Here is a 17,006-nt window from a genome sequence, read left to right as displayed (position 1 = left end):
ATGGCCGTCGTGACGGCGGTCCGCGCAGAGTCTGCGAAGCGGAACGTACGCGCCGACCGCACCGGCTGGGAGGTGCTGACCGGGCTGCTGGCCGGGGCGGCGGCGGTCCTGGCCGGGACGAACTACACCCTGGTCAGCGGGCTGACCGCCGGCGGACTGATCGGCGCGGCTCTGGCACCGATCTGGATCCGGGAGGCTCGCCGCTATCGCGGTGTGATCCTGGGTGGCGTACTTCTTCTTGCCTGTCTCGTCTCCACGCTGGCGCTGTCGACGTGGCGCTCGGCGACGCATCCGCCGACCGAGGCAGGGTTGCTGACCGAGCTGCTGCCGGTGATCTCGGCGGTGCTGTGCGTGGGAGCGTTGTTGTGGGCGCAGCGGGTGCTGTCGCCGGGGGCCGTGGTGTGCCTCTACGCCGTCGGCTCGTTCTTGACCGTGACGTTGAGGCCGCAGTTCGCCGAAGAACCGTGGCGGTTCGGGTTCTCGATCCCGGCGACGATGCTGCTCCTGGGGGCGTGCCAGCTGATCAAGCGGCGGCCCCGGAAACAGCTCTTGGCCGAGCTTGTCGTGATCGGGACGCTCAGCGTGGTCGGGGCGCTGTCCGGGGCCAGGTCGATGAGCGCGTTCCTGCTCATGACCGCGGTGCTGCTGATCTGGCAGCACCGGCCGAGGACGGCGAAGCGGACCACCTCCGCGGTGCTCTCCGTGGTGTTGGTCGGCGCTCTCGGGCTGGGCATCTACAAGTCGCTCGAGGAGGCCGCCCTGGACGGCTATCTCGGCGCCTCGGCCCAGGAGCGCACCGTCGAGCAGACCCAGACCGCCGGCTCACTCATCCTCGGCGGCCGGCCCGAGATCGGGGCCACCGTGGCCCTGATGATCCACGAGCCGTTCGGCTACGGCGCCGGCACCATGGCCACACCGAGCGACATGCAGGCGGCCAAGCAGGGCATGTCCCGCCTGGGGTACGACCCCGACAACGGCTACGTCGAGCACTACATGTTCGGCACCCGGATCGAGGTCCACTCGCTCATCGGCGACCTGTGGATCTGGTTCGGTCTCGCCGGGCTGGTCCTCGCTGGTTGGCTGCTCTGGCTCGCCACCAGCTATCTGGGCCGCAGCATGGCCCACCGTACCGGCGCCGCGCTCGGGATCTTCCTCGCCCTGCAGCTGGGCTGGAACCTCTTCTTCGGCCCGATCATCAGCTCGCTGCCGCCGCTCGTACTGGCGCTCGGGGTGTTCCTGTTGCCGCGCAAGGAGGCCGTCACGGCCCCACCGACGCGGAAGCCACCGCCGAGACCATCGCGGCGGCACGGCCGTCGTGGCCAGCGCGCCCGCCGCCGCTACCTCGCCGGAGGTCCGCAGCGTGCGTGAGGCCTGGATCGACTCCGCACGCGGCCTGGCGATCATCCTGGTGGTGCTCTTCCACGCCGTGATCAACCTCGACCTGGTCGGCCTCGCCGGCCCCTGGTCTCGATTGGCCTACACCCTCGACACGTTCCGGATGCCGCTGTTCTTCTTCCTCTCCGGCCTCCTCGCGCCCTCGCTGCTCGCCCGCCCGCTGCGGGAGGTGCTGCGCACCCGGTGCCTGAACCTGATCTACCTCTACCTGCTGTGGTGCCTGCTGCTCGGCGCCTTCCGCACGCTCCTGCCACACTCACCACCGGGTGGAGTCGCGGCGGTCGCCCGGGTGCTGGTCGAGCCCAACGTCTACCTCTGGTTCCTCTACTCGCTGTGCCTGTTCACGCTCGCCGCATGGCTGACCCGCCGGCTCCCCGCATGGCTTGTAGTCGGGACCGCGCTGACCGTCTCCGCGGTCTTCGCCGCCGGGCTGGTCTCCACCGGCGACGTCCCCTGGGACAAGACGTTCCGCTACTGGTTCTTCTTCGTGCTGGCCTCCCGCGCGGCCCCCGCGGTGCGCTCGGTCGTCCCGAGGATGCGCGCAGCTCACGTGATCGGGGCGGGGGTGACGTACGCCCTGCTCTTGGGGTTCTTCCTCTACGTCTCCGACGACCGGATCATCTTCGTGCGGCCGATGCTGGGCCTGCTCGCGGTCGCCGCCGGCTGCGGGCTAGGGGTGATGATCTCCCAGGTCCCGGCTCTCGGCTTCGTACGCCACCTCGGCACCCGCACGCTGCCGATCTACGTCGTCCACGCCTTCCCGATCACCGCCACCGCGGCCGTGCTCACCGGGCGCAACATCGTCTGGCCGCCGGGAACCGGGCTGGTGGCGGTGCCGCTGCTGTCATTCATCGCGATCCTGCTCGCGCTGGCTCTCGACAGGCAGATCACCGGCCGCGTCCGCGGCATCTTCGACTTCCCGATCGCACGCTGGACCGCCAAGCGCAGTTCGCGACCGGCCACTCTCCTCCCTCCCGAGAACCTAGCCCCGAGGACGCCGTCATGACTCTGTCCGAGACCTCCTTCAACCTGAAGCTGCACACCGTCCGGCGCGACTCGGGCCGCCTCTACAGGGAGTTGCTGCGCAATCAGGAGCTCGAACCAGCAGCACTCGCCGAACTGCAGCGCACCAGGGCCGTTGCGATCGCCGAGTTCGCCCGGAGCCAGACGGCCTTCTATGCCAAGCACTTCGCCGACGCTGGCATCGACCCGAGTCGAGCACTGACGCCGGACGACTGGGCCCGACTGCCGCTGCTGAACAGAAGGATGCTCAAAGAGCACGCCGACGCCGTCACCTCGTCCGAGGCCACGCCTCGGAACTCGCGCCCTGCGCTCACCGGCGGAAGCACCGGCGAGCCTCTCCAGGCGAAGCATGACGCCCGGGTGCCGACGCTGGCACTTGCTTGGCGCATGTACACCTGGTGGGGCGTTCAGCCCTGGGACAACCTCGCGAGGATTGCCCGGTGGGGTTTTGGCCGCTTCGACACGCTCAAGAACGACCTCGCGTGGTGGCCCTCGAGGCAGCGTTACGCAGACGCTGGCCTGATGAGCTCGGAGTCGATGCGACAGTTCCATGCCGAGCTCGTGAAGACACGGCCAGCGCTGCTCGAGGGGTACGTGGGGTCGACCGTCGCCTTCGCTGACTTCGTCGAAGCCGAGGGTCTGCGGCTGCCATCGCTGCGCGCGATCGCGACCACTGCCGGCCCGTTGGATCCCACCTCCCGTGCTCGCCTCGAGTCGGTCTTCGGCGTACCTGTGCACGACGAGTATCGAGGCTCAGAACTCGGCTGGATGGCAGGCGAGTGCAGCGAGCGCAACGGGCTACACGTCTTCGCCGACGCCCGGCTCATCGAGGTCGTCGATGAGCACGGGCAGGTGCTTCCCGCAGGCGAGACAGGTGAGCTCGTCCTCACCGATCTCAGTAACCGGGTGTTCCCGATCATCCGCTATCGGATCGGTGATCGAGGCAGGCTGCTCGATCGGCCCTGTCCATGCGGCATCAGCCTTCCGCTCATGGCTCAGCCAGAGGGTCGCGTCACGGACCTGCTCTACACGCCGAGCGGCCGCACGCTCGGCCACCGGATCATGGCGATGTTCAGCGATGTTCCGGAGGCCGTGCGCCAGATGCAGGTCCACCAGCACGCGGACTACTCGGTCACCGTCCGCGTGGTGGAGGGGCAGATCCCGGACGCCCGATCTCATGTGGAGCGGAACGTCGACATCCTGCGGAATCGCATCGACAACGAGGTTCCCATCACGATCGAGTACGTCGACTCGCTCCCCTACACCGGTGCAAAGCAGAAGTATGTGATCAGCGACGTACCCAAGGGTCAATGACCAAGAGAGCTACCCGCGGAGGTACTCGCTGACATGTGACCCCCAGGCACCGCGAACCATGCCGACCCCGCGGACCACCAACCGAGTCCCTCGGGCATCGTGGGCAACGGATCCGCTCAGACGCCCTAGAAGCAGGCGCACTCCTCCCCACACGACCCGAGCGACACCACGCATCGTTTCCCGGACTCGCGTCAAGCCGCGTCTGCCGGGCGGGGCGAGATAGACCTGCACCCGTGAGTCGGAGTTGCCAACGCGAGAGGCACGAGCGAGCACCCAGTCTCGGGTCGCGCGGTCGGCGGGGACCAGATCGTAGACCGTCGCCTCATCGCACCACACGATTCTTCGTCCGGCGGCAACGAGAGCGCGGGTGAAGACGGTGTCGGAGCCCCCGGAGAGGCCGAAGCCGAGGTCGAATCGGAGCGCGCCTACCTGGGCCATGTCGAGGAGAAGGTTGTTGGTCGCGGCGGCGGTCACCAGGTCTCCCGTGGAATACCGCGGCCGCTGGAAGACGCCGGTCGCTGTGGTCCATGGGTCCGGCTCCACGACGAAGTGGGAGACCACCCGTCCGGCCACGGCCGCAGCGCCGGTCTCCTCCCGGCACGCGAGCAGCGTCGCCAGCCACTTCTCCGAGGGCTGTTCGTCGTCGTCGATGAAGACCACGACCGCCTCGGGCCCGGCCTCGTCCAGCGCCCGGTTGCGGGCGGCGGCGATGCCAGGGGCCGGCTCGTGCACATACCGGACGCGTACGTCCCCCGCCGCCGCCTCCGCCACCGCGGAGGCAGCGCTGGGCTGCTCGTCGTTGTCGACGATGAGCAGCCCAGCGTCAGGTACCTGATCGAGCTGGGCTCGGAGCATGCCGATCGCCTCGGCCAACCCCTCGGGGCGCCGATAGGTGAGCATGCAGACCCAGATCACTTGATGGTGACCGTGACCCAGTCGGACCGAGAGATGTTGCCGAGCGGGTCGACGGCCTCGACCTTGTACTTCTGCGCCGAGCCGCTGGTGCGGCCGGTGTCGGTGAAGGTCATCGCGGTGTGCTTCCAGAACGGGGCCGAGACCTTCACGGTCTTGATCGGCGTGGAGTCGATCGAGCCGCGGTAGAGCTTGTAGGTCACCGTCGCGTTGTCCTTGTCGGGGTTGCCGGGCCACTTCAGGGTGGCCTTGCCCGCCGACGGCGAGGAGCCGGTCAGCGTCCACTTCGCGCCCTTCAGCGTCGGACCGACCTTGTTGGGAGCGACGTCCTTGACGGCGAACCGCACCAGACCCTGCTGCGCGACACCGTTGACCTTGAGGAACTCACCGCCGTACAGGACGTAGCTGGCGTTGGCGGTCACGGTCCAGGTCGACTGCTTGGCGCTGGTGTAGGTGCCGTTGGTCCACTTGGGATACCACTCCAGGAACTCCGGTCGCGGGGTGCCGGGGTGGTCGGGGTAGCCGTACTTGTCATCGGCGACGTTGGTGCCGCGTACGTCCTGGGTGGTGGCAGTCGAGTGGTACCAGGCCCGCGGCTTGGTCTCCGGGAAGCCACCGGAGGTGTCGCAGCCGTGCTTGTGGCTGGCGTGGTAGACGACGTCCGTGGTCGGCCAGACGCCGTAGGTGTCGCCGTGGCAGTCCTCGAGCCAGGTCAGCTTGCCGGTGGCCCAGTCGGCCTTGAACGTACCTTCGGAGTTGCCGCCGCTGCCGTAGTCGTAGCCGGTGCCGTAGAAGCTGGTGCCGTCGGACTCGAGCGAGAGGATCGCCGCCTCGGTGCCGCCGTTGCGGACCTCGTCGTTGACCGGCAGCGCCAGCGAGCTGCCCGAGGAGACCTCGAGCCGGGCCAGGCCGTAGCCCGGCTTCGAGGAGCCGTTGACGCTGGTGAACGCCCCGCCGATCACGATCTTGGTGCCGTCGGAGGAGACCACGATGTCGTTGACGTTGCCGCCGGCGACCTTCGGGTTCATCGGCAGCAGGCCGGTGCCGGTGTCGCTGGGCTTGACCGCGGCCACCTTCGTCCGCGCCGTGTTGTCGGCGGAGGTGAACACGCCGCCGTAGAAGACCGCGCTGGAGGTGGCCGCGACCGCGTTGGTGGTCGAGTTGAAGATCGGCCGGAAGCTCGTCGCCTTGCCGGTCGCGAGGTCGATCGCGGCGCCCCGGTAGCGGTTGACACCGTCGACCTGGGTGAAGCCGCCCGCGACGTAGAGCAGCTTCTTGTCGGGCGAGAGCGCCAGGTCCTTGACCTGGCCGTTGAACTTCGGCGCGAAGGTGGTGATCAGCTTCCCGGTCGAGAGCCGGTAGGCCAGCATGTTGGACCGGGCCGTCTCGCTGGTGCCGGCCGCGGCACCCGCCGGGCGGGCGGAGGTGAAGCTGCCGCCCACGTAGACGATGTCACCGACGATCACCTGCTTCCAGGCGACGCCGTCGATCTGCACGGTGGGAAGTACGTCGGCGGCGACCGTCGTGGGGAGGTCGGTGTCGGTCGGCGCGGTGTCCGCGGAGGCGGAGGTCGCGGAGGTCGCCAGGGTCAGGCTCGTTGCCACGAGCACCAGCACAGCCAGGATCGGCTTCATCACATCTCTCATCGTGGGGGAGGGTTATCGCTGGGGTCGGCCCTTGAAGACCACCACGTCGGCGCCGTTGCCCAGATCGAGCTCGACGCGTACGGGACGGGCTTGCTCGGGGATCTGGAAGATGTAGACGCCCTTGGCCGACTCACCGTCGGCGACCGAGGCCGGGAACGGCACCTCGCCGTCGGAGGCGACGCTCACCGCCGGGGTGCGCTCCGGACCGTAGTAGGCGTTGACCACACCGAGCGCCAGGTCGACCTTCTTCCCGGTCTGGTTCTTCACCTTCACGGTGATCGCGAGCGCCGGACCGCCGATCTCACCGGGCAGGCTCGCGGTGGCCTGGACGGAGTCGATCCGGGCCAGCCGGGCGGTCACGCCCGGGGAGGTGGTCGCGACGGCCTTCAGCCCGAGGGCGCGGTCGCCGTCCGACGATCCTTCCGCGTCTTCGTCGTCCGAGTCGGAGGACGAGGAGGACTCCTTCTGCGACGGGGTCGCCGTCGGAGAAGGTGCGGCGGCCACCGTCGAGTCCGACCCGGCGGTGGCCGGGCCGGAGGAGCTGCGCACGATGAGCACGACCGCGACGCTCACGAGGACGACGGCAGCGACAGCCGCCGCGACGTACATCCTCGAACGCGGGACTTGACTGAGCATGGGGGATCTTCCGCGGGCGGGGTCGGACAAAGACATCTGTTCAAAGACGTTGCATTCAAGCCCATGTCCGACGCCCGCGGGGGGGATCCGCACGCCTACTCCCCAAGATCGGGTACGTGCGGAGCGAGGCTTACGGCTCGATCACCTTCAGATCGTCGTAGCCGACCCGGACCGGCGTGGTGCCGATCGTCGAGGAGCCGAAGCCGCGCAGCATCACTCCGCCGGCGACCTGGTTGGCCGCGGTCGAGTCGGAGAGCTCGTACGTCCAGCCCGACGGCTCCGCGGAGCCGGCCGGCCACACCTTGGTGCGCACGGTCGCCGGCGCGGCGCCGGTGACCTGGAGACGGACTTTCAGCCGGTCACCGGGTGCGACGCTGAGGCCGGGGACGGCGTTGGCGCCGACGACCGGGGTGCCGCTGCGGACGAGATGGAGGCCGACGGTGCCGTCCGGGTTGAACCGGAGCCGCGAGGCGTAGTGGTCGGTGCCGGAGACCCGGGCGCCGAGGATCGACCAGACGTAGCCCGCGTCGGGGAGCCGGGAGACCCCGACGCTGACGGTGGCGTCGACATCGGTCGCCGAGATCTCGCCGAGCCGCGACTCCGTGGTCCCGCCGGCGGTGACGGCGTGCCAGCCGCGGCCCTCGGAGACCGAGAAGTTGCCCACGGTGCCGGTGCTGCGGGTCCAGGCGCCGCCGGTGTCGGCGGTGCCCCAGCCGCTGGACTCGGCCCGCTCGAAGCTGTCGGCGGCGACGATGCCCTCGGCGGGAGGCACCGGCTCGCCGGCGACGTCGACGGTGATCCACTCGGTGGGCGACTGGTTGCCGAAGGCGTCCTCGGCGACGACCCGGTAGCTCTGGCTGGTGCCCGGCGGCGCCTGCGTGTCGAGGAAACTCTGCGTGGTCTGCTTCCAGAACGCCGCGGTGACGGCCTTCGTGTGGATCGGGGCGGAGGCGGTCGAGCCCCGGTAGACCTTGTAGGTCACGGTCGCGTTGTCCTTGTCGGCGTTGCCGGGCCAGGTCAGCCGCACCTCGCCGTCGGCCGGCGAGGTCGCGGTGAGCCCGAACTGGGCACCGGACAGATCCGGACCGACGGCGTTGGGCGCGATCGTCTTGACTGCGAAGCGCACCAGCCCCTGCTGGGCGACGCCGTTGACCTTGAGGAACTCGCCCCCGTAGACGACGTAGTCGTCGTTGGCCGTCACCGTCCAGGGCGCCTGGTTGGCGCCGGTGAAGGTGCCGGGGGTCCACTTCGGGTACCACTCCAGGAACTCCGGGCGCGGGGTGCCGGGGTGGTCGGGGTAGCCGTAGATGTCGCGGGTGTTGGTGCCGCGTACGCCCTGGGTGACCGCCGTGGAGTGCTGGAAGCTGCGCGGGCTGGTCTCCGGGAAGCCACCGGAGTTGCCGCAGTAGTGCTTGTGGCTGGCCTGGTAGACGGCCTCGGCCGTCGGCCAGACCGCGTAGGTGTCACCGTGGCAGTCCTCGAGCCAGGTCAGCTTGCCCGCTGCCCAGTCGGCCTTGAAGGAGCCTTCGACGTTGCCGCCGCTGCCGTAGTGGTAGCCGGTGCCGTAGAAGCTGGTGCCGTCGGTCTCCAGGGAGAGGATCGCGGAGTTGGTGCCACCGTTGCGGACCTCGGAGTTGACCGGCAGCGACATCGAGGCGCCGGTGGCGACCTTGATCCGGGCCAGGCCGTAGCCGGGGTTGGAGAGGCCGTTGACGCGGGTGAAGTTGCCGCCGATCACGATGTCGGCGCCGTCGGGCGAGACCACCAGGTCCTGCACCGACCCGTTGGAGACCGTCGGGTTCATGGACAGCAGCTGGGTGCCGGTGTCGTTCGGCCGGACCGCGGCGACCTTCGTGCGCGCCGTGTTGTCGGCGGACGTGAACGCGCCGCCGTAGAAGACGGCGTCGGCGGTCGCCGCGACGGCATAGGTGGCGGAGTTGAAGATCGGCCGGAAGCTCGTGAGGGCGCCGGTGGCCAGGTTGATCGCCGCGCCGCGGTAGCGGTTGACGCCGTTGACTTGGGTGAAGCTGCCGGCGAGGTAGAGCAGGGACTTGTCGGGCGAGAGCGCCATGTCCTTGACCTGGCCGTTGAGCGTCGGCGCGAAGCTGCCGATCAGCTCACCGGTGGAGAGCCGGTAGGCCAGCAGGTTCGACCGCGGCGTCTCGTCGGTGCCGGCCGCGGCACCAGCCGGACGCGCGGAGGTGAAGCTGCCCCCGACGTAGACGGTGTCGCCGACGATCACCTGCTTCCAGGCGACCCCGTCGATCTGCACCGTCGGAAGTACGTCGGCCGAGACCGTCTCCGGCAGCTCCGGGTCGACCGGAGCCGTGTCCGCCGTCGCCCCTCCCGACATGACCAGGCTGCTCACCCCGAGAACAGCTGCGACCGCCCCGGCCGCCAGCAGACGCCACTCGTGAATCCGCGTCATCATCCATCCCTGCACAAGGCGGCCACTTCGGCCGCGACACGCGAGTGTCGCGTACGCCCGCCGTGATCCGCTCACCAGTCGTGGCTTCGTTCCTCAGAATTGGTGACTTCTTGCCACCCACCGACTTTCCGCGTGCAAGACCCAGGGTCAGCCCCGACCACCTGGCCGACGCGCTCTCCTGCCGACGCCAAGTCTTCAAGTGGCTCACCCGCTACGACCCATGCAACGCCACTCCGGTCCCGTTTCCCGTCCCGAAGGACTATGAGACCAGCTATGCCGCATCGCTGCCATCCACAGCGCGATCAACCACCGTGTCCAAGAACCGAGGGCAAAGCCCGTCCAGCGATGAAATCTTCGAAGGCTTGATCGATTTCGGAAGCGGCCCCTGGGCTGCCCGATGCAATGAATCGCTCTCCATCGCTCATCGCGCCAATCCACCCCCTACCCGGCAGTTCCATTGTGGAGAATTCGAGCAAGGAACCGTGCGCCTCGGTGTCGACGAGATCAATCGTCACGCTCCACCCCGGATTGTCGATGGTCTCGATCTTGACGCCGAACTCGTGCTCCCATTCACCGTCGCATTGATCGGCGTACCATCCGATTATGAATCTGAAGCCGGCCGACTCATCACGGGCATCCGAGCGGCTTCTCCCAATCTTCGGGGACACGTGCATCTCCTCCGTTCGGCGCATTGATATGAGGAGTTTCGATAATAGACCCATCCGAGTTGCGGTGTGCGGGCCCTTCGAGATCGAACCGCTTGACCAGTTCGAACGGCGCAGGATTTCGTGGGTTCGACTGAGGTGCCCATTCAGCGTACTTCTTGATCTGTCCCGTCCCACCGTGCCGCACAAACGTTGTGTGCGGGCCCGTTGCGGCGGGATCGGGACGTTGTCCACCCCCACGAGCGTTGTGCACGAGGACTGCGGCTTCGCCGACGTGGTAGGTGTGGAGATCATCGACCGTAAGGTTGTATGCCCAACCAACCCAACCGTCACTAGTGACGGCAGTCGTGACGGCGCGAGTGCGCCCTGCTGCTGTGAGAACCCGCTCGCCCACGGAGAGTTCGTCGGCTCGCTCCCACGCCCGATCGGTCACGGACCAGAACGGATGGTCTTCGGTCGTTACGATCCGCTTGCCACCAACTACCAAAGGATGCAAGTCGTCGGCATGACGCCACGCGAATAGCACTTGGCGCCGACCGGAGGCGCCGCTAGCAGGATCGGCTGCCCAAACCCAATCACCTGGTCTGATCTCGCTGATTGGCTTCTTGGTCCCGTCCGCCATCAACACCAATGTGTCTCCGGCGAAACTTCTCGGCCCACCCCAAGCGCATGATGTCTGCTTCTTCTTGAAAGTTGCCAGGAGTTTGCGGGCAGCCTTCTGCTCACCGATGAATTCGGCAGCGGCCTTCCCGATCTTGTAGAGCGCCTTACCAGCCTTGAAAGCCTTGCCCCACGGGATACTCCCGAGCACCAGACCGACACAGGCCTTGTAGTCCTTGTCTAGACACGAGACCAGGTCGTTGTAGCCGATGAAGTCCTTCAGGACCTCCCAGCCGACCTTGAGCGCGACCTCTCCGACGGAACGGTTCAGGGTCGCCTGTGCTTCTTCGGCAGCTTCCAACTCTTCGCGGGTCGGGCCTGTCTGCTCGCCGGCGACGTTCTTAGTCCCACCCTTGGTGCCTTTCGCGCCATCCGGGTCGGTGTCTCGGCCTGCGGTTCCTGGAGTGTTGTGATAATCGCCGTCGTCATCGCTGTCGTACCAGGTGACCTGGGTTCCGTCGTACCCACACGACCCAGCCCCACCGCCGGCATCTGATGCACACCGAGGCGCAAGCCCGGTCGGGTCGGACCATGTCAACGGGTTGTTATTCGCGTACACGTACCCCAACGCCTGGGACGCGTCATCGGTATCCAGCAGCGGATCGACCGAGATGAAGCGGCCGATGCTGGCGTCGTACTGCCGCGCGCCGACCGAGGTCAACCCGGTGTCATCGTCGACCTGCATATTCAAGAACCCACGACTGGTCGGCCAGGCGTCGGTCTCCTCATCCGGGCTAGCACCGGTGATCGTGGCTCGGTCCTCACCGTACGGGGTCTGGTAGCGCCGCGTCGCGGTCAGGCTGGCGGCGTCGAGACTGGTCTGAGCAGTGCCGTGAGCGTCGGGAATCTGGAAGTCCAGGCTCCCGTCGCTGTGACGAACTGCAACCTGTCCGACCGGGGTGTCGTAGTGACGCGCTGCCGAAGAGACCCACGGACTGGCTGTCTTGTCGACCGTGATCTCGAGCCCGAAGACCATCAGGCTCTTCTCCGAGGGCGAGTCCTTGACCAGCAGGGTGCCGTCGGCTCCGTAGACGTACGTCGTCGCCTTGTCCGCGCCCTCACCCTTGACCGTGAGGGAGGCGAGATCGCCTTCGCTGTTCCACGTCAGATCCTGGGTGGTCCCGGCAGCAGCGCCGGGGCGCGTCACCGTGTTGCCCGCATCGTCGACGCCGTAGGAACTGGTTTCGATCGCCTCGCCGGTGGCGGTGTTGGTGCGGGTGACCTCGGTCGCGAAATTCGCGTGCGCAGATCTTGCTGCCGGGTAGCTGTAGGTGTCGGTCACCTCACTGGCCGGAGTGGTCGTCCCCACCGCAGGCAGGTAGCTGGTCTGGGTCTTGCGCAGACCGCTGTTCGTGTAGGTCCACGACTGCCGGTAGGGCGAGGGGCCTCCGAGCAGCGCCGTGGCAGCGTCGGTCCCACAGTTCGCGTCAGCAGGCGTCCACGCCGCGCTGAGCCGCTGGTGGTCGTCATAGGTGTAGCACTGAGCATCCCCGTTGGCGCGGTCTTCGTCCTTGAGAGGGTTACCGGCCGCGTCGTAGGTGTAATGATGGTCCGAGACGACGGTTTCGGACAGGCTCGTGGTTGCGAGCGTTCGGGTCAGCCGACCAGTGGCTTCCTGGTAGTCGTTGGACAGGTAGAGCGACTGGGCAGGGCCCTGGCCGAGGTGAACGACCGAAGGCTGGTTCCATCCGTCGTAGTCGATGTCCTGGACGATCCAGTTCGTGCCACCCATCGTGATCGGGTTGCCGAGGTCGTCGTAGGTGTAGTCGACGTTCTCCTTGGCGAGCACGCTGGTGGTGCCGACGGTGACGCCAGGGGTGTAATCGATCGAGACCGACTGGTCGACGTTGTACTGGACCTGATGCACCAGTGATGCGGGGAGTCCGTTGTCAAGGCTCGTGAGGGCCTCGTCGCCGGTGGCGGCGCCGGTGATCGTGAAATTTTCGGACGAGACGTTGTAGGCGGTGTTGTAACCCGCGATGGTGTGAGTGAACTTCGCGCCGCTCTGGCCACCCACATAGCGACTGGTCGAGCTCGGGAGGCCCTTCATCGGGGTGTCGTAGGTCCACGACGTCAGCATCTTCGTCGCGTCGGCGGTGGTGCCGTCGTAGTGGGCGGTGGACCGGTTGAGCTGGTCGTAGACCGTAGAGGTTGCTCTGCCGCGAGCGTCGGTGGTCGAGGCGACGAGGTCGTTCTCGGTGTAGGTGAACCTGGTGGTGCCGGCCTCGGGATCGGTCTGGGTGATCTTGCGGCCCCTGAGGTCGTAGTCCCACTCGAACTCGCCCGCGGGTGAGTGCATGGCAACCATCTGACCGGCCAGGTCAAAGTCGTAGGTAGTGGTCAGGTCCCGGGCATCGGTGGAGCCGTGCTCGACGTGCTTGATCTGCTGACCTCGGATATCGGTGTATCCGGTCGTCGAGGGCGCCCCTTGAGGCGGGTCGACAGTTGCCTTGTCTGCACCGGCGTAGGTGAGGTTGGTGGACCAGAGCTCGTCCGTGTGGCTGTATTCGGTCACCTTGGTCGGCCGGGCAAGGCCGTCGAAGCTGGTCTTGACTGAGTGTGAGGCTGTCCCAAGGAGGACGTCGGCCATGGTGTCGGTGGGCGCGCCGGTGGTGAAGAGGCGGTCATAGGACCGATCGGCGTTGCCAAGTGCGTCGTAGAGGACGCCGGTGATCAAGCGACCGCCGGGTGACGCGGTCTGGGTCTGGCGAGGGCGGAGGAGAGAGTCGTAGATCTCGGTGCTGACCCGGTAGCCGTCCCCGAGCCGGTTCAACGTGCTGGTGGTGACCGCGATCGGTTCGGTGGGGCTGATCTTGTAGCTGTACTTCACCGACGGCGTGGCAGAGGCGGACCGGTTGGTCTTCCACAACGAGACCGTCCGCCCGAGGGCGTCGTAGCCAGCGGAGGTGTTCTTGCTGTTCGGGTCGGTGATCTTCAGCGCCATCGAACGCTCGGGCTCGTAGGACGTGGTTGTCTTGAACGCCTTCCCGGTCGAATCCTGCGTCTGCGCGACGCTCGCAAGCGTGCCGTCAGCGGTGTGGGTGTAGACAGTAGTGTCGGTGCTGGTCGAGCCGTTGCCAGCTGGAACCTTCACGCTGACTTGACGTCCGTACTCGTCGAAGGTGCTGGTCGCGGTGGTCTGGAAGACCGGGGCCGGAGTGGTGTTGAACGATTTCACACGGTCGGTCTCGGTCGGCAGGCCCTTAGTAGGGGCCTGACCTTGGGTGCCCCCGTCGTAGCGGGTGCGGGTGTGAGAGATCGTGTTCGTCTCGGATGGGTCCAGAGCAGTCGCACCACAGGCACCCTTGGAAGTGACCTGGCGAGACGCAAATCCGACCATCCAAGCCGCGTCGATGGTTCTGGTGCCGACGTACTCGGTCGCAGTGCAGGTCTGATCGGTCGAGACGGCGGTATCGCCGAGGTCAGAGACTCGGGTGACGACACCGGTGGTGGTGTCGTGACTGTAGTCGATCTGACGAGTGCGGTAACCCCCAGCCGATGACGCCTGCTTCGTCAGGGTCGTTTCCGTGCCCGTGAAAGCAGCCGAGTTCAGGCCGCTGCCGGCAGTGACATGGACCCAGGGCTGGTTGATCGTGCTCGTGTGAACCGTGCCGCCAGGGCCAGTCAGCGTCTTGGTCTCGAGGGCGGTCCCGGCCAGGTGGTTGTTGTCGGCATGGGAGGCGCCTGTGGAGTCGGAGACTGTGACGTTCTTGGTACCCCCATCAGCGTTGGCGCGGTCGCCATCCATACCTTGGAAATACGTTGCGAGCGATTGGGTTCGGGTGGCCGTGATGTCCGGGTCGCCTGTCGTGGTCCGGACTGTCTTGTAACCCCGCCACTGTGACCAGGTGCGGTACTTCTCCGGGACGAGCCGGGAGTCGTTGTAGGCCCAAGCGGCCCCACCTTCGTAGTCGTAGAAGGTGGTGATCGGGTCGCCGTCGCCGGTGCGGTCGATCTGGTCGACCTGAGTCACGACGTACTTGTGGAACCAGTCGGTGCGCTCCTGGGTCACGCCTTCAGGCGTCCACTTCACCGGGTAGCAACGCCGGGTGTTCGACTCGGCTGCTGCGGGGAGATCACCTGGGGTGCAGTTTGGGTCGCTGTAGAACACCGAGGTGTGGGCGCCGGTCTCCGTGGTGATGCCCTGCAGTCGATAACGGGTGAGCGGGGAGATCCCGTCACCCGCGGTGTTGACACGGTTGTCGTGATTGGACCAACTGAACGTTGTCGACGGGAGCGTGATGTCAGCCCCGTCGCCTGCCTTGCCGGTGCGGGTGATCTTGCTCAGCCACAGCACGCTTTCCTGCTGGTTGTCGGGGTTGACCCAGGTGTAGTCGAATGCCCACTCATCCACCGGCGTGTAGGCGCCCCCGACGCGAGTCTGTGCGGTGACGGTGTTCAACCGGTGGCGCGTGAAGTACGTGGGCGACACCTTCCCGGTGCACTCCTCGCCAGCAGCGCAGAGCTGGTCAAAGGGGGTGTCGGGCCAGTTCGACTTCGTGTAGGTCTCACACCCGGTTGCCGCAAGGCAGCGGGTGGCGTAGTTGACGGCAACTCGGTAAGGCGGCGTGTCGTTGGTAGTGCCGCCGTCGGCGCCGTTGCGGAGGCCGTAGTCGACCTGGATCAGGCGCCCGCCTCGGGTGTACTCGGTCGGAGTCGTGTTGTTGCGGCGGTAGTGGTTGATGTCTTCGGCGTACCGGTAGGCGGTGCCGTTGCCGGAGGTGTCGACGACGTAGTCGAGGTTCCACCGCCAAGCCTGCTTCGCACAGAAGCTCTCGGAGCCCGTCGAGGCGTCATAGCAGGGCTCACCATCGTTGTTGCCGTAGACCGGCGTCGTCCACACCGAGTTCGTCGGCTCGGTTTGACCAGGAACCCGGGAGCGACCGAAGTAGAGCCGAGTGCCGTCGGGGCGCGTGACTTCCCAGTATTCGTTGTTGTTGTCGGGGTTTGCCGCGGCCAACGTGGCGTTGCTCTCCACCCGCGTGTTCGTGGAGTCCGCAGCGGTCGCAATGCGCCGGACCCGAGTGCCGTCATCGTTGGCGAGCCTCCACGTGCCGTCGCCAGCCTTGACTAACTCCCCACCGGCGCCTGCCATGGCGAGGGTGGCGTTGTCGCTCTTCCAACACATGTCGGCCTTGCCGTCGCGGCCGTCCGTGTCGCACACCTGGTAGGAGCGCTCGATGAAGGCCTGGGACAGGTCGAAGCCCTCCCCCAGCACCGAGGACTGGTTGTTGGTGGTCGACGTCATCCCATCAACCGTCTGGGAGGAGTACTCCACCGCCAGCGAAGGAGCCGACCCTGCTGCAGGTGCCGTCAACGTGAACGGGTGAGACCAAGAGAACCCACCCGATGAACCTCCGACCGACCAGGACGAGGACGCCGCGAGCGGGGTCGCGCCGAAGTCACCAGTGCCGGTGGATGATGCACTCGTCGCCGCGAAGAGCACCACTCCAGCGTCGGCGAGGTCGGTCTGCGGGACGTCTGCGGTGATGGACTTGTTCGTGGTGTCGCGATCGGTGTCGAGGGTGGTGAAGTCCTGGCAGGCCTGCTTCTCCGGGGTGGTCAGCACACACTCGGGATAGAGCCTCGGGGAGACACGGCCGGCCCAGTCGGCGCCGTGGGCGGCCTCGATCGAGGTGTAGTCCAACCGCACCTCAACCGGAGCAACCTTCCTCGACTTCTTGTTCGCCTTGTCCGCAGATGCGGCGACTGCCTGGGCGTCCTGCTGTTGAGTCGTCGTAGGGGCGAGGCGAACCGCTACGCCATCGGTCCCTGCCTTCATTGACTCGGCGTGACCGACAACCTCGGTTTCCAGGTCGGTCCACTCAGGTCCAGCGGAGACGTCCACCGGGCCCAGGTCTGCTGAGACGGAATTGGTGGCGTTGCCGGAGGCCATTGCGGCCGGAGCGGTGAGCTTGGCGGATCCCTCTGCCGGCCAGGTGGCCTTCTCTTTCCCGGCGGCCTTGGCGCGATCGATGTCTGCTTGTTGCTTCTTGGTCAGACGGGCGATCTTTGCCGGCTGGTGGTCGGTGACCTTGACCGGCTTGGTTTCCTCTTGCCTCGGCTTGTCGAATCCTGCCGGGACCGCAGCCGCAGGCAGGGTCAACGTGACGCACAGGCTTGCGGCGAGGCCCGTGATCGCGAGGCCGACACCACCACGCCGCCATGTCTTGCCGCGACCGAGACGGCGCGTCAGCAAGTCGCCCACGCGGCGACTGATCCCTGGTCGTTGGGTTGCTGGCTGACTACCGCTAGAACTGTTGCTGAGTGTCATGTGTGGGGTCCTTCCGAGATCAAGCCAGGGCGAGCAGAAAAGAGGAAGCGAGG

9 protein-coding genes are annotated in these 17,006 nt (G+C 66.9%); 3 read left to right on the top strand and 6 right to left on the bottom strand.

What is annotated here, in order from left to right; genetic code table 11:
* Genes ACZ6WN_RS24435 through ACZ6WN_RS24425 form a run of 3 tightly spaced genes read left to right on the top strand, consistent with a single transcriptional unit; the run spans position 1 to position 3,732 of the window.
* Positions 1-1,368, top strand: a complete 1,368-nt coding sequence (locus ACZ6WN_RS24435) for a hypothetical protein (protein WP_465868397.1) — start codon at positions 1-3, stop codon at positions 1,366-1,368.
* Positions 1,361-2,401: an acyltransferase family protein gene (locus ACZ6WN_RS24430; RefSeq protein ID WP_465868395.1), complete on the top strand. Its 1,041-nt coding sequence runs from the start codon at positions 1,361-1,363 to the stop codon at positions 2,399-2,401. Before ACZ6WN_RS24435 ends, ACZ6WN_RS24430 begins: the two co-directional genes overlap by 8 nt.
* Positions 2,398-3,732, top strand: a complete 1,335-nt coding sequence (locus tag ACZ6WN_RS24425; RefSeq protein WP_465868393.1) for a phenylacetate--CoA ligase family protein — start codon at positions 2,398-2,400, stop codon at positions 3,730-3,732. The genes ACZ6WN_RS24430 and ACZ6WN_RS24425 overlap by 4 nt, the downstream gene beginning before the upstream one ends.
* 9 nt (positions 3,733-3,741) lie before the next feature.
* Here the strand turns inward: ACZ6WN_RS24425 and ACZ6WN_RS24420 are convergent, their stop codons facing one another.
* The 6 genes from ACZ6WN_RS24420 to ACZ6WN_RS24395 all read right to left on the bottom strand — a co-directional run bounded on the left by ACZ6WN_RS24420 (position 3,742) and on the right by ACZ6WN_RS24395 (position 16,887).
* On the bottom strand, positions 3,742-4,632 hold the full coding sequence (locus tag ACZ6WN_RS24420) for a glycosyltransferase family 2 protein (protein WP_465868392.1): 891 nt from the start codon (positions 4,630-4,632) through the stop codon (positions 3,742-3,744).
* A gap of 11 nt (positions 4,633-4,643) precedes the next feature.
* A complete protein-coding gene (locus ACZ6WN_RS24415) occupies positions 4,644-6,290 on the bottom strand; it encodes a hypothetical protein (RefSeq protein ID WP_465868390.1) in 1,647 nt (548 codons plus the stop codon).
* A gap of 12 nt (positions 6,291-6,302) precedes the next feature.
* On the bottom strand, positions 6,303-6,926 hold the full coding sequence (locus ACZ6WN_RS24410) for a hypothetical protein (RefSeq protein ID WP_465868388.1): 624 nt from the start codon (positions 6,924-6,926) through the stop codon (positions 6,303-6,305).
* Between the two features lie 130 nt (positions 6,927-7,056).
* A complete protein-coding gene (locus ACZ6WN_RS24405) occupies positions 7,057-9,354 on the bottom strand; it encodes a hypothetical protein (RefSeq protein ID WP_465868386.1) in 2,298 nt (765 codons plus the stop codon).
* A 302-nt stretch (positions 9,355-9,656) separates the two neighbouring features.
* Positions 9,657-10,022, bottom strand: coding sequence for an Imm53 family immunity protein (locus tag ACZ6WN_RS24400; RefSeq protein WP_465868384.1), 366 nt, complete (start codon positions 10,020-10,022; stop codon positions 9,657-9,659).
* On the bottom strand, positions 9,982-16,887 hold the full coding sequence (locus ACZ6WN_RS24395) for a polymorphic toxin-type HINT domain-containing protein (RefSeq protein ID WP_465868383.1): 6,906 nt from the start codon (positions 16,885-16,887) through the stop codon (positions 9,982-9,984). Before ACZ6WN_RS24395 ends, ACZ6WN_RS24400 begins: the two co-directional genes overlap by 41 nt.
* Positions 16,888-17,006 lie beyond the last annotated feature (119 nt).

Source organism: Nocardioides sp. NPDC054178 (assembly GCF_055585005.1).
The sequence above is the reverse complement of the archived record's forward strand: the minus strand, read 5'-3'. Positions and strand labels throughout refer to the sequence as shown.